Raw genomic sequence first — 14365 nt, 5'->3', positions numbered from 1 at the left:
CAGTGAGAACAGTCTTCGACGTTAGGAGGGCCGATGCCTTCGGTGATCGTCATCGGTGCCGGATTCGGCGGGATCGGGATGGCTGTGGAATTGCAGCGGAATGGGTTTCGGGAGGTGACCATTCTGGAGCGAGCCGCCGACCTCGGGGGCGTCTGGCGGGAGAACACCTATCCCGGGGCCGCCTGCGATGTGCCCTCACCGCTGTACTCCTTCTCTCGCGAGCCGAAACCCAAATGGCGGCAGCGATATTCGGGGCGCGACGATATTCTCGCGTACGCGCGCGGCGTCGCCGAGCGGCACGGACTGCTGGAATCGATCGTCTTCGGGGCCGATGTCACCGCGGCCGAATTCGACGAAACCTCCGGACAGTGGACGGTCACGACGGCCGACGGGGTCGCGCGCACCGCGGATGTGCTGGTCTCGGCGGTCGGGCAGCTGTCCCGGCCCGCCATGCCGGATATCCCCGGGATCGACAGCTTCGAGGGCGCTTCCTTCCATTCCGCGCTGTGGGATCACGAGGTGAAGCTGGCGGGAAAACGCGTGGCCTGCATAGGAACCGGGGCCAGCGCCATCCAGTACATTCCCGAGATCCAGCCGGATGTGGCCGAACTGACGCTCTTCCAGCGCACCGCCGCCTGGGTGCTGCCCAAATTCGACACCGATTACAAGCCGGTGCATCAGCGCGTGCTGTTGCACGTGCCGGGATTGCCCGCGGCGGAACGCTTTTCCTGGTGGGCCATCGCCGAATTCGTGGCATTGGGGCTGGTGGAATTTCCGGGCATCGTGCGCGGGGTCTCCCGAATGGCACAGAATCACCTGGAAGAACAGGTCACCGATCCCGAACTGCTGGCCAAGCTGACCCCCGACTACCCCATCGGCTGTAAACGCGGCCTGTTCTCCAACGACTACTATCCGGCGCTCACCCAGCCCAATGTGCATGTGGAGACCACGGCCATCAGCGATATCGTCCCCGACGGGGTACGTACCGCCGACAGAGTGGTGCACGAGGCCGATGTCATCATCTACGGCACCGGCTTCAAGGGCACGGAATTCCTGTGGCCCATGCGGATTCGCGGGCGCGGTGGCCGCGATCTCTCCGATGTCTGGGCCGAGGGCGCGCACGCCTTCCTCGGCATCACGGTCCCGGAATTCCCGAATCTGTTCCTGGTCTACGGGCCCAATACCAACCTCGGCGTCGGCTCCATCATCTACATGCTCGAATCCCAGGCGCGCTATATCCGCCAGGCGGTCCAGCTGCTGGCCGAGAACCCGGGCCACACCCTCGAGGTCAAAGCCGACAACGAATACGCGTACAACAGCGCCCTGCAACACCGCCTGGCCCGCACCCCCTGGAACTTCTGCACCAGTTGGTACCGCACCGCGTCGGGCCGCATCACCAACAACTGGCCCGGCACCACCCGCAGCTACCGCCGCCGCACCGCCACACTGCACCGCTACGACTACGCACTCACCCCGTTGCCGAGATAGTCACACACGTGCGGATGTGCGCATGTATGGCGAAAGTGTGTGGATGTGGCGCAGGTCGGGGCGGGTAGTCGGCGGAGCACGGCAGACTGGAGGGCGTGACCGATTCGTCCCAGACTCGATTAGCCGTGCCGGACCGGCCCCGCGGGTCCGCACTTCCGCACGGGCCGCTGCGGCCCATCGAGCTCGCCACCGGGGCGGTGCTGGGCGGCGCGACGGTGGGACTGGTGACCGTGGGGTCGCTGGTGCCGTTCGCGGCGGCATTGCAATTGGTGGCGGCGGTGCCGCTCGGATTGCTGGCGCACCGGCAGCGGTTGCGGGCCATTGTGGCGGCGACCGTCGCCGGAACGCTGGTGACCTTCGTGGCGGCGGGGCTGGTGCCCGCCACCAACCTGGTCGGGGTCGCGGTGGTGGGCGGCATCATCGGGGTCGTCAAGCGGCGGGGCGGCGGACTGCCCGCGGTGCTCGGACTCTCACTGCTGGCCGGGCTGGTGTTCGCCGGGTTCTCCGTCGGCATGCTGCAGTTGTTCTCGCGAACCCGCAATCTACTGTTCGACAGCATCCGCAATACCGCGAAGGGCATTCAGGATCTCGCGGCGCGGCAGGCGGTGCTGGAACCGCTCGGCTGCAATATCGCCGGGTACACCGATTCGGTGCTGCACTGGTGGTGGGCCTGGATCGGCGGCGGCATCGTCGCGGCCATGCTCGTCAGCGGGATCGTATCGTGGTTCGTGCTCGGCACCGTGCTGGATCGACTGGCCTGGCTGCCCGGACGCGATGATCTGCTGGACGCGCCCGCCGACGATCGGCCGGTCGCACCGCTGCCGGTTACGTTGCGGCAGGTCGCGTTTCGCTATCCGGACGCGACCACCGATGCGCTGTGCGGCATCGATATGACGATTCAGGTCGGGGAATTCGTGGCGGTGGTGGGGCATAACGGCTCCGGAAAGTCCACGCTCACCAGGATTCTCGCGGGCCGCCCGCCCACCGGCGGCGACGTCACCCGGCCGGGCTCGGCCGGACTCGGTGTGAACGGCGGCACCGCAATGGTTTTGCAGCGTCCCGAAAGCCAGACCCTGGGCGTCCTGGTCGCCGACGATGTGGTGTGGGGACTGCCCACCGAAATCGCCGCCGCGGTCGACGTCGACGCCCTGCTCGGCGAGGTCGGACTGGCCGGCATGGGTAGACGGGAAACCGCGACACTCTCGGGCGGACAACAGCAACGGCTCGCGGTCGCGGCCGCCCTGGCCCGCAAACCCACCCTGCTGCTGGCCGATGAGGCCACCTCCATGATCGATCCGGAAGGGCGGCGCGACCTCGTCGCACTGCTCGCGGATCTGCCCCGGCGGCATCGAATGGCGGTCGTGCTGGTCACCCATCACGAAGCCGATGCCGCGGCCGCCGACCGCGTGGTGCACCTGCAGGGCGGGCGCACGGTCGCCCACCTGCCCGCCTGGCCGCACCCGGTTCGCGATCAACGGCGCGGGCCGATGGGCGATACCGTGCTCGAGCTGAAGGACGTCCGGCACACCTACAATCGCGGAACGCCCTGGGAGGCACCGGCTCTGCACGGTATCGACCTGTCGGTGCGGCGCGGTGAGGCCCTGCTGGTCGTCGGCGGTAACGGCTCCGGCAAGTCCACGCTGGCCTGGATCATGGCCGGACTGACCATCCCCAGCGGCGGCAGCTGCGAACTGCGCGAGTACACCGGGGCCAAGCCCTCGCACAAGCGAATCGGCGCGGTGCAGTTGGCTTTTCAGCATTCCCGGCTGCAATTGCAGCGCCAGACCGTCGGCGCGGAGATAGAGGACTGGGGTGGCCGCGGCACCGCCGCCGTCGCCCGCGCCCTCGACGCGGTCGGACTGGACCGGGCACTGGCCTCGCGTTCCATCGAATCGCTCAGCGGCGGACAGGCCAAACGCGTGGTGCTGGCCGCCATCGTGGCCAGTCGGCCGCAGGTGGTGGTGCTGGACGAACCGCTGGCCGGACTCGATCCGGCGGGCCGCGCCAGCGTGGTGGAATTGCTTGCGCGGCTGCGTGATTCGGGGCTCACCCTGGTCATCATCTCGCACGACGTCTCCGAGACCGCACCGGTCTGCGACCGGATCGTGCATTTGAGCGATGGCAGGCTCGTCGAAAACGCCCCGCCGCCAAGCTATTCCGCCGCCCGGGCGGCCCACGGTTCGATCGGAGGACTGCGATGAGCAGTGTCATCCTGCGCGAAGTTCCGGTCGACAGCCCGGTGCATCGGCTCTGGGCGGGCACCAAGATCATCTGGGTGTTCGCGTTCAGCGCGCTGCTCATCTTCACTCCGTCCTGGGCGCTGCTCGGACTGGGCACGGCCATGCTGATCGGGGCCGGACTCATTGCCCGGCTACCGCTGGGCACACTCCCCCGCTTCCCCTGGTGGTTCTGGGTCGGCATTCTGATCGGCGCGGCCATCAACGCCCCGGTCGGCATGGGCGCGCTGCTGCGATACACCCAGATCGTGCTGTTCGGCTTCCTGCTGCTGGGCGCGTCGTTCCTGGTCGCGTGGACCACGCCGATGGGCGAGGTCGCGCCCGCGCTCGCCAGACTCGGTGCGCCGCTGCGGCGTATCGGCTGGACCAGGCACGGCGTACGGCATCGCGTGCCGGTGGACGAATGGGCGGTGGTGATCGCACTGACCCTGCGCGGACTCCCGTTGCTGCTGGAGGAGATGCGGGTGCTGCGGGCGGCGCGCAAACTGCGGCCCCGGGATTCACTGCTGCACCAGGCCGCGCAGAACCCGTGGATAGATATCCTCACCGCCGGAATGGCCGTCGCCAGCCGCCGGGCGGGTGAACTCGGCGAGGCCATCACCACCCGCGGCGGCACCGGCGAATTGACAGCGCGCCCCGGCGCTCCGGGTCGATCCGATGCCATCGCTCTGTCCGTTTTGGCAGTTTTTTGCGCTATGGGTATTGTGACCGAACTGCTGTTTTGAGCGACTCTCGAGTCAAAAATGATTCGACGTGTCGGTGGGGCGAGCTACCGTGATCGGTAGCAAGTGGGCAGCGCAAACGCACGGGGGCTCAACACGTTTCCGATTGGAAGGGAATCGATCGTGTTGGGCGTGTGTTGCCCCGAAAACCTGATGAAGATTGGACAAGCAATGAAGCTGCGCAAAATCACGGCGGTTGCCGCACCCATCGCCGTGGCGGTCGCCATCGCGAGCTCCGGGGTGGCACATGCCGACCAGACGACTCCCGAGATCGGCTACTCCTCGAACCTGGTCGGGAACGACGTGATCACCACCCTGACCAACGGTGCGTTCGAATTGACCGGCAAGTCGGTCGATATCAAGGACAACGCGGGTAACACCGTGGTCAGCCTGCCGCTCACCTTCCGCCAGGACGGCGTCGAGTACACCATGCCCGCCGCGGTCTCCGACGGTGCGCGCACCCTGGACATCACCGCGGTCAAGGACGTCTCCTCGGCCCGCCCCGTCGTGGTGCAGCCGGTCGCCTCCACCACCGAGAACGCGCTGGCCATGCAGACCTTCGCCAGCCAGTTCGGCATCGCCACCGCCATCGGCGCCTTCATCGGCACCGCGCTCGGCGCGCTGGTCGGCCTGACCGGCATCGTCGCAGGTCCCGGCGTCGTGGCCAGTGTGATCGCGGGCGCGACCATCGGCGGCATCATCGGCACCCTGGTGGTCGGTGGCCCGGCGCTGGTCGTCGCGGGCATGGACCTGATCGGCACGCTGACCGCGGCCCCGGGCACCTCGAAGTTCAACGACGCCAAGTAGTTCGACGCGGATCCCGTTGGGGCGCGCACCATTTCGGTGCGCGCCCCAGCCGTCTCCGAGGGACCTCAGCCGTCTCCGGGGGACTTCAGCCGTCTACTGCGGGCCTCGACCGTCGCCGAGGCCCGTTCAGCAGCCGGTGGGCGCGGGAAGGCCCGCGAACCGGTCACCGAGGTAGTTCATGGCGCCGAGGGATTCCACCGCGGCCGCCGGATTGTGGCCGGGAATGCCGGAGTGCACGGCCGTAATGTTCGCTCCCAGAGCGCAATAGCGGTCCACCAGGGCGCTGAAGCCCTCCACGGGAATCACGTCGTCGGCGGTGCTGTGGTACAGGTACAGCGGCACATCCGGTGCTACCGCACCCAGCTCCTGCCGCTCGGTGGCGGCCTGAAATTGCGGGTGCCACAGTAGATTCGGCGTATCGGAGTATTCGTCGAGATGCCGATTCAGGTGCCGCAGCACCATATCCGCACCGCAGGCCGCGGACTCGCGCGCGAGCATGTCCCGGCCATTGTCATTGAGATCCTCGGCAATGCCCGATCCGGGATCGATGCGGGCGAAGGCCGCGATCATCAAGACCGCCAGTCCGGCCTGGACACCGCCGTCGACCCTGCGGGAGATGGCGGCGATATTCGCGGGCACGCCGCCCGCCGCCACACCCGAAAACCACAGTTCCGGTGCGTAATCCGCGCGCTGCTGCATGGCCCACAGGGTCGCGAAGGCACCGCCCGAATAGCCCCACGCGCCGATCGGGCTGTCCGCGGTGACCCCGGCAGGTGGGAATGATCTGGCCGCGCGCACGCCGTCCAGCACGCCCCGGCCGGAATTCACCCCGTCGAAGAAGCGCGATTCGGGACCCTCGTAATCGGAGACCACCACGGCCCAGCCGCGCAAGAGCATGGCCGTCAGGAACGGAATATCAAGCGCGGTATTGATAATCGAGATATCGCGGCCGCCGCGCAGGGCGAACGAGGGCGCGCAGCGGGTGCCGAGACTGTCCTCCGCCACCTGGTACGACAGCAGCGGCCGCCCACCGGGGCCGAACCAGGGCAGCAGCGGTGTCATCACGGTGGCCACATCGGCCACCGCCGCCCCCGTCGAATCCGTACTCCGATACTGCAATTGCCAGCCCGCCACCGGCAGGTTCAGTCCCAGCACCGAGATCGGCCGCGAATTCAGCACCGTCCCATCGGCATTGGACTCCAGTCCGGCGGGCGCGGCGTAGAAGGGATCGTCGTCCGGCGCGGGCACGCCCTCCGCACCCGCGGCGGCGGTCGCCGACCACGCCGCAAGAAGCACTGCGAGACAGATTATTACGATGCGCCCCGGTCCGGTGCGCCATGAATGTCCGTGCTCGACCGGCACCAATCCCCCGCGCTCGGTCGCGTCATCTCGCCGCATGCCCGCCTCCAGCGTCGAATCACCGACGCTCCAGGCCCGAGGGCTTCGCCCATCGCGCTGACCTGCAACTCCGGCGCATCGGATTCCTCAAGTTACTGCCGCGCATACCTCCGGGTCAACGGCGAGCGCGCGTCGTTGCCAGGACGTTGCGCTGGAAGACGGTGCGGCGCAAATGAATAGAACTGGCCGGTCGCTATTCGCGCGCACCCGTACCCCGAATTCCACAGGCGCACGCGCACAGCATCTCCCCCGCTATCCACAGTCATCCACAGCCGACGCTCATGAATAGCGGGGGCAGGGTGGACTCCGGAAGAAGATGCCAGTATCGGATGACTGGATCTGTTTTCGCGGGCCAGTGGGCTGGACCATTGGAGCATGTTGCTGCGCAGGCTGGTCGCCCTCTATTTCGGGTTGTGGTTGTACGGGTGGTCCATGGCGGTCATGCTGCGCGCGGCGCTCGGTCTGGATCCGTGGGATGTGTTCCACCAGGGCGTGGCCGGGAATGTGCCGGTCAGCTTCGGAACCGTCGTCGCCATCACCGGCGCGGTGGTATTGCTGGCCTGGATACCGCTGCGGCAGAAGCCGGGGCTGGGGACGGTCAGCAATGTGGTGGTGATCAGCATCGCGGTGGATGTGGGGCTGACTGTGATGCCCGATATCGACGGGCTGCCGCTGCGCATCGCGGCCATGGTGGCGGCGGTGCTGCTCAACGCGGTCGCGAGTGTGCTGTACATCGGCGCGGGCATGGGTCCGGGACCGCGCGATGGCCTGATGACTGGACTGGTTCGCCGGACCGGGCGGCCGGTATGGATGGTGCGCACCTCACTCGAGGTCACCGTCCTGGCCATCGGCTGGGTGCTCGGCGGCAGCGTCGGGATCGGAACCCTGGTGTACGCCTTCGGAATAGGGCCGCTCATCCACCTGCTCATCCCCTATGTCGATCGCTTCCTGCCGGGCTTCCACGGGGTGCACGCGACCGCCGAACCGCGACCGGAAAGCGAGATCACCCCGGCCGTCGCCTGAACGTGCCTACCGAGACGAGCCCGGAGTGCGGGTGCTGACCCAGGATCGGCCGCGCCGCCCCGGCAGGTAGACCGAATCACGGCGCTTGGCAAGCACACCCGCCGCGCCCTGTTCCTCGCCGGTGCGCAGCGCCTCGGCACCGGAACCCGTCAGCAGCGGCGGGACGATCAGGGACGGCATGCGTGCGGCGAGCGCCTCCAGCACGCGGCGGCGATCCTCGTACCGCTTGCGCAGCAGTGAGGTGCCGTCGAGATACAGCACGTCGAAGGCCACCAGCACCGCACTGCCCGGATCGGCGCGCAACAGCGCGGGATCGGCGCGGCCCCGATCGTCGAGTACGACCGCCGCGCCGTCCAGAACCGCACGGTGACCGGATAATTCGCCGCCCAGGGCCGCCAATCCTGGAAAGCGGCGGACCCCGCGGCCATTGGCATCGTGCAGCGCCACCGCGTCATCCTCGATCTCCGCGATCAGGCGGACGCTGTCCCACAGTGTTTCGAAGGCCCACTGCTCGGCATCGAGAGACGCGACATCGCCGGGAGTGGCCAGCATGGGAGTCAGGCCGTGCGGCAGCGGAACCGGCTTCCTGGTTCGCGAATCGGGTTGCGCGCCATGATCTTCCGTCTCGCCGGCCTGATCCTTCATCAGGTGCATGAGCCATTGTTTGCCGTCGGTCCGGATCAGCGCGTACCGCCCGTCCAGCCGCTCACCGTGCAGTCGGACGATCACCTCGTCGTCCCGCCACTTCTCGGTCTCGTACGTGCCGTGATCCCAGATCTCCATATCCCCGGCCCCGTACTCCCCCTTGGGAATCGAGCCGTGGAAGTCCAGATACTCCAGCGGATGATCCTCGGTGTGCACGGCCAGCCGATTCTCATGGGTGTCGACCGGCGGCCCCTTGGGCACCGCCCAGGACACCAGCACGCCATCGCGCTCGAGTCGCACATCCCAGTGCAGTCGCCGCGCCTGATGTCGTTGCACCACATAGCGATTCCCGTCCGAGGACGCGGGCGCGGTGGCGGGCACCGGTTCCGGCGTGCGTTCGGCGGTGCGCTTGGAACGGTAGACGTGCAGCTTGTCGGGCTGCTCCGGCACCGGCTCGTCCAGCCCGGCCAGCAGATCGCCGTCGCGCTCCCAGCGGCGCAGGACGTCGCCGAATCGTAAGTGCCGCAGCTTCTTACGCTGTTCGATCTCCGACCAGTCGCGCGGCGCGGCCACCCACGGCTCAGCGCGGCCGCGCAGCGAATACGGTGCGATGGTGGTCTTGGCCATATTGTTCTGGCTCCAGTCCAGCAGCACCTTGCCCGCGCGCTCGGACTTGGCCATATTCGCGGTCACCAATTCCGGTCGCAGCTGTTGCAGATTCGACGCCACCTGTTTGGCGACCGCCGACGCACCGTCTGCGGCGACCCGCCGATCCAACGGCACGTAGACGTGAATTCCCTTGGAGCCGCTGGTGACCGGGTACGCGTCCAGTCCGACCTCGCGCACCACATCCCGCAGGATCAGCGCCACCTCCGCGCATTCCGACAGCCCCGCTCCCGGGCCGGGATCCAGATCGAATACCAGCCGGGTGATCGGACCGCGCGTCTCCCCGTCGAAAACCCATTGCGGCACATGCACTTCCAGCGCGGCCTGCTGTCCGAGCCAGGCCATACCGGCCACCGAATCGATGAGCGGATAGGTCACCGGGCGGTCCGAATGCGGAACGGTGCGGCGCGCCAGCCACTTCGGCGCGTGCTCGGCCAGATTCTTCTCGAAGAAAGAGCCCTGTTCGACCCCGTTGGGCCAGCGTTTGCGAGTCACCGGCCGCAGTGCGATATGCGGCAGCAGTGCCGGGGCGATGGCGGTGAAGTAGTCGATCACCTCGCCCTTGGTGGTGCCGGTGGCCGGATACAGCACCTTGTCGAGGTTGGTGAGCCCAACCTCGATACCCCCGAAATCCCGGCGGGACCCCATAGGCAGCAGTCTAGGGCCGGGTGCGGGATATTCCCGCCAGCCCACGGCTTCCCGGGTCCGAAGCCGACGGTCGGCTCACCCCGTCATCGCGGCATGGCTTACGGCCGGGAATCCACACCTCGCGGGCAGTGGATTCCGGCCAAAAGCCCGCCGGAATGACGGGGGCGGCGGCGAAAATCAGGCCGGTGGCTGATCTCCCGGAGCCGGTTCCGGCGCGGGGGCCGGTTCCGGAGCGGGTTCGGGTGCGGGCTCCGGTGCGGGCGCGGCCGCGGCTTCGGCCGGTGCGGGCTCGGCGGCGGGCGCGGGCGCCTCCGCCGGAGCATCGGCCGGAATCGCGTTCTTGACCGCGGCCGTACCCTTGTCGATCTGCGACGAGTACTTGCCGCCGGTCTTGTCATTGATCACATTGCCGGCCTTGTCGACCGCGCTTTCGATCTTTTCGGCGTTCTGGGCCGCCACTTCCTTGCCCTTGCCGACCAGTCCCTTGAGCGTGTCAATCAGACTCACAGTCCCTGCTCCTTCACTCTCGGTCTTCGGTCATTCGCGCACATCTTCCCACCACGTATCCCCTGATGGGAGGCCAATCGGGTCGATCCGCTGTCCCGGCTTGGGCACGGCGACCGTCGTACCGGCGTCTTTCGCGGCGGCGACCATCCGGCGAACCGGCTCCGACCAGCCGTGGAAGGCCAGATTGAAGGTTGCCCAGTGGATGGGAACCAAAACCCCGTATCCGGGATCGCCGACACACAGATCGGCGTGTGCGCGCACCGCCTCCTCGGGATTCATGTGCACGTCCGGCCAGTGCCGGTCGTACGCGCCGATGGGAAGGAGAGTCAGATCGAACGGGCCCAGCCGCGCGCCCGCTTCCGCGAATGCCTTGGTGTAACCGGTATCGCCGCCGAAATACACCCGGCGGGTCGGACCGGCGATGGACCAGGACGCCCACAGCGTGGTGTTGCGCACCAGACCGCGACCGGAGAAATGCCTGGCCTCGGAGCAGGTGATGACCAGATCGGTGCCGTCCGGATGCGCACGCTCCAGCTCGGACAGGGAAACCGAAGCGGCCCAATCCAATTCGACGATGCGATCGGCCGGGACATCCCAGTGCCGCAGATGCGCGCCGATACCGATCGGCACGATGAACACCGCGTCCTGGGTCTGCACCAGCGTTTCGACGGTATCGCGGTCCAGATGGTCGTAATGGTCATGCGAGATGAGCACCGCGTCCACCGGCGGCAACGCCTCCAGCGGCGTCGGCACCGGATGCAGCCGGGCCGGACCGACCAGCGCGGACGGCGAAACCCGTTCGCTCCACACCGGATCGGTGAGCACCCGGTAGCCGTCCACCTCGACCAGACAGCTGGCGTGCCCGTACCAGGTGACCGCGAGATCGGCGGCCTGTTCCGGCACCACCGGCGTCTCCAGCGGGATCGCACCCGGCGGCCTGCCCGTATTGCGTTGTGTCAGTAGCTGATACAGCAGTTCCAGTCCCGAACCGGTGAGCTGCGAACTCGGTTCGGTGTTGTGAAACTGCTTGTTCCGATAGGTCGTCGCCCCGGTCGCGGTCGGCGCGATCGCATTGATCGACGCACCCATGGCATTGGGGATACCCCATGCCGCCCGCACCACCCAGGAGATTCCGAATGCACCCGCTGCCATACCAGCCAGTCTCCGCGCATTCGCGCCCAAGCGCTTGTCGTTCATCGGCCCTCGAATCTCGCGGAACGCTTCTCCAACCGAGCCACCCGTGCCTCCTGCGCATCGGCGCTGGCCCAGGCCGCGGCCAGGGCGGCGCTCTGTTCGGCGGTGTCATCACCGCGGCTGCCGTCATCGTTGAAAACCAGCTTCATATGACGCAGCGAGAGCGGAGCCAGCTCGGCGATCTGCTTGGCCCACATCTGCGCGTCCTCGAGCGTGCCGATCTTATTGGCGAAACCGAAGTTGTACGCGTCCTGCGCCTGCACCCGTTCCGCGCCCAGCAGAATGGTGCGCGCCGGACCCGGCCCGATCAGCGTGGATAGTCGCCGCACCGTCCAACGATCCACGGAGATACCGAGTTTCGCGGCCGGAATGGCGATGAACGAATCCGGGCTCATCACCCGCAGATCCGAGGCGATGGCCAATTGCACGCCCGCACCCAGCGCGCCCCCGTTGATCGCGGAGATCACCGGCACCGGTGCGGTCTCGATGGCGCGCAGCATGCCGAGCAGCGCACCCAGGAAACTGTCCGAATAGACGCCGTCCAGATCCGCGCCCGCGCTGAACAGCGGACCCTGACCGGTCAGCACGATCACCCGAGCCGACCCCGCGGCCTCCTCGATCGCATCGCGCAGCAACCGCACGAGCTCTTCGTTGAGTGCGTTCCGCCGTTGCGGACGCTGCAGTTCGATGGTGACGACATCGCCATCACGGCTGACTCCGAGCATTTGTCCTTCCCCACTGTGCTACGTACCCATGGACATGTTCACTGTAAGCGGGCGTACCGTCGGGTCCGTGACAGCAACACCCGATGTCGAGATCCTGGTGATCGGTGCGGGCCAGGCCGGATTGTCGGTCGGGTACCACCTGCGCAGACTCGGATTACGCCCCGAACAGGACTTTCTGATTGTCGACCACGCGCCCGCGGCGGGCGGCGCGTGGCAGTTCCGCTGGCCTTCTTTGACATTGAGCACAGTGAACCGCGTGCACGATCTGCCCGGAATGTCCTTCGAGGAGACGCTGCCGGACGGGTCCGAGAACGCGCAGGCCGCCACCGCGGTACCGCACTACTTCGAGTTGTACGAGAAGCGGTTCGACCTGCGCGTGCATCGGCCGGTATCGGTGAGTGTGGTGTGCGATCGGGCGACCGATGCCACCTGCCCGGATGCCGAGGTGGACGGATTGCTGCACTCCGAGGTGCGGCCGGTAAGCCTCGATCACACGGACCCTTCGGTCGTTAAACCGGTCGTGGACAGCGATATTCGCAGCCGCGGGCTCATCAACGCCACGGGGACGTGGGATAAACCGTTCATTCCCTTCTATCGCGGCGCGGACACCTTCGCGGGACGACAGTTGCACGCGCACGACTACAACACCGCCGGCGAATTCGCGGGTAAGCATGTGGTCGTGGTCGGCGGCGGAATCACGGCAATCCAACTGCTGGACGAGATTTCGCGGGTCGCCGACACCACCTGGGTCACCCGGCGCGAACCGGTGTTCCGGGACAGCAAGTTCGGACCGGAGGCCGGACGCGCGGCGGTCGCCATGGTGGAGGATCGCGTGCGGCGCGGACTGCCGCCGGGCTCGGTGGTGTCGGTGACCGGACTGCCCGAGGACGACCGGGTGCGCGCCGCCCGCGCACGCGGCGTGCTCGATCGCAAACCCATGTTCGATCACATCGAACCCGGTGGAATCCGTTGGGCCGACGGCACTTTCCAGGCCGCCGACGTGATTCTGTGGGCCACCGGGTTCCGCAGTTCCCTCGATCATCTCGCTCCGCTGCGGCTGCGCGGGCCGGGTGGCGGGATCACCATGACCGGGCAGCTCGCCACACAGGTGGCGGCTGATCCGCGCATCCATCTGCTGGGGTACGGGCCGTCGGCGAGCACCATCGGGGCCAACCGCGCGGGGCGGGCGGCAGCAGTGGAGCTCACCAAATACCTTGGGCTGCATACTGTGTGACCATCTCACGGTGTGGGAATTCGGTCAGGCGACGGCTTGCGGGGTGGGGCGGGGGGCCTTGCCGCGCGGGGTGCCGGGGTCGGCGACGACGCCGAAGCGGATCAGGCTGGCGGCGGTGTCGAGCAGGGTCTGCTGGACCGGGCGCATGGTCCAGCCGAGTTCGTCCCGGGCCTTGGCGGCGCTGACGTGTTCGGTGCGGCCCAGGTAGCGGGCGGCGGTCGCGGCGGCGGGATTGAAACGGGCGCTCAGTCGGACGAGCCAATCGGGCAGCACCCGGGTCGGGACGCGGTATTCGGTGGCGATCGCACGCGCCATCTCCGGTAGCGCGACCTGTTCGCCCGCGCAGATGTAGCGATTGCCCACGGCCCGCGGCAGTTCCATGGCGAGCCGGTGCGCGACGGCCACATCGCGAACATCGACCGTGGAGAAGCCGAGATCGGGCAGGCCCGGCATTTCCCGGGCCAGCAGGATGCGCACGGCATCGACCGAGGTTCCGGCGGCGGCGCGCTGCACCGGGCCCAGGATCATGCCCGGATTGATCACGGCCAGTTCGAGTTCCGGATGCGCCGCCGCGAAATCCCAAGCGGCGCGTTCGGCCAGGGTCTTGCTCTTCTCATAGGCGTTGCAGGCGTTGACATCCGACCAGTCGTCCTCGGTAAGTACCCGATCGCCGTGCCCGCGCATGACGGCCGCCACCGATGAGGTGAGCACCACCCGTTGCACACCCGCGGCCGCCGCGGCGCGCAGCACCCGCAGCGCGCCGTCCACCGCGGGGCGCACCAGTTCGTCCTCGTGTTCGGGTTCGGCGGGCGGGAAGGGCGAGGCGGTGTGCAGCACGAAACGGCAGCCCGCCACGGCCTCCGCCCACCCCGCGTCGGAGTCCAGATCGGCCGGTACGAAGTCGACTCCGGTCAGGTGGGTGAGTTCGGCGGCCTTGGCGAGTGAGCGCACCGTGCCGCGCACGCGATAGCCCTGACCTTGCAATTCATCGATGACATGCCCGGCGAGATAGCCCGAGGCGCCGGTGACGAGAACGAGATCCGACATGGGACGGCTCCAATCTGAGCAGTG

At 67.7% G+C, this 14365-nt stretch carries 12 protein-coding genes; 6 read left to right on the top strand and 6 right to left on the bottom strand.

The features are described 5' to 3' along the window. Window positions 1-33: 33 nt before the first annotated feature. From ACFC0O_RS28125 to ACFC0O_RS28110, 4 genes are all read left to right on the top strand, one after another. Entirely contained in the window at window positions 34-1488 is a 1455-nt protein-coding gene (locus tag ACFC0O_RS28125; protein WP_375962830.1) for a flavin-containing monooxygenase, read from the top strand. A gap of 125 nt (window positions 1489-1613) precedes the next feature. Next, window positions 1614-3689: an ABC transporter ATP-binding protein gene (locus ACFC0O_RS28120; RefSeq protein ID WP_375963907.1), complete on the top strand. Its 2076-nt coding sequence runs from the start codon at window positions 1614-1616 to the stop codon at window positions 3687-3689. After that, window positions 3686-4450, top strand: a complete 765-nt coding sequence (locus tag ACFC0O_RS28115; protein WP_375962828.1) for an energy-coupling factor transporter transmembrane component T family protein — start codon at window positions 3686-3688, stop codon at window positions 4448-4450. Before ACFC0O_RS28120 ends, ACFC0O_RS28115 begins: the two co-directional genes overlap by 4 nt. A gap of 168 nt (window positions 4451-4618) precedes the next feature. After that, a complete protein-coding gene (locus tag ACFC0O_RS28110; RefSeq protein WP_364641305.1) occupies window positions 4619-5254 on the top strand; it encodes an ammonium transporter in 636 nt (211 codons plus the stop codon). 126 nt (window positions 5255-5380) lie between these two features. Here the strand turns inward: ACFC0O_RS28110 and ACFC0O_RS28105 are convergent, their stop codons facing one another. Next, a complete protein-coding gene (locus tag ACFC0O_RS28105) occupies window positions 5381-6550 on the bottom strand; it encodes a lipase family protein (protein ID WP_375962825.1) in 1170 nt (389 codons plus the stop codon). A 477-nt stretch (window positions 6551-7027) separates the two neighbouring features. Here ACFC0O_RS28105 and ACFC0O_RS28100 point away from each other — a divergent pair, with 477 nt between their 5' ends. Next, complete coding sequence (locus tag ACFC0O_RS28100; protein WP_375962823.1) at window positions 7028-7675, top strand: YitT family protein; 648 nt, start codon at window positions 7028-7030, stop codon at window positions 7673-7675. Window positions 7676-7681: 6 nt separating this feature from the next. Here ACFC0O_RS28100 and ligD read toward each other — a convergent pair whose 3' ends face one another. The 4 genes from ligD to ACFC0O_RS28080 form a co-directional block, all read right to left on the bottom strand. Beyond that, window positions 7682-9634, bottom strand: coding sequence for a non-homologous end-joining DNA ligase (ligD, locus tag ACFC0O_RS28095; protein WP_375962821.1), 1953 nt, complete (start codon window positions 9632-9634; stop codon window positions 7682-7684). Between the two features lie 177 nt (window positions 9635-9811). Further along, window positions 9812-10141, bottom strand: coding sequence for an antitoxin (locus tag ACFC0O_RS28090; protein ID WP_364641316.1), 330 nt, complete (start codon window positions 10139-10141; stop codon window positions 9812-9814). Window positions 10142-10171: 30 nt separating this feature from the next. Next, window positions 10172-11293: an MBL fold metallo-hydrolase gene (locus ACFC0O_RS28085; protein ID WP_375962818.1), complete on the bottom strand. Its 1122-nt coding sequence runs from the start codon at window positions 11291-11293 to the stop codon at window positions 10172-10174. 41 nt (window positions 11294-11334) lie between these two features. After that, window positions 11335-12060 (bottom strand): enoyl-CoA hydratase, encoded by a 726-nt coding sequence (locus ACFC0O_RS28080; protein ID WP_375962816.1) that lies wholly within the window; start codon window positions 12058-12060, stop codon window positions 11335-11337. A gap of 34 nt (window positions 12061-12094) precedes the next feature. Between ACFC0O_RS28080 and ACFC0O_RS28075 the strand changes: the two genes are divergently transcribed. Then, window positions 12095-13294: an FAD-dependent oxidoreductase gene (locus ACFC0O_RS28075; protein ID WP_375963904.1), complete on the top strand. Its 1200-nt coding sequence runs from the start codon at window positions 12095-12097 to the stop codon at window positions 13292-13294. Window positions 13295-13318: 24 nt separating this feature from the next. Here the strand turns inward: ACFC0O_RS28075 and ACFC0O_RS28070 are convergent, their stop codons facing one another. Beyond that, entirely contained in the window at window positions 13319-14341 is a 1023-nt protein-coding gene (locus tag ACFC0O_RS28070; RefSeq protein ID WP_375962813.1) for an NAD-dependent epimerase/dehydratase family protein, read from the bottom strand. Window positions 14342-14365 lie beyond the last annotated feature (24 nt).

This window comes from Nocardia sp. NPDC056100, from assembly GCF_042266325.1.
Classification (GTDB): Bacteria; Actinomycetota; Actinomycetes; order Mycobacteriales; family Mycobacteriaceae; genus Nocardia.
This window is presented reverse-complemented; position numbering and strand designations above follow the sequence as displayed.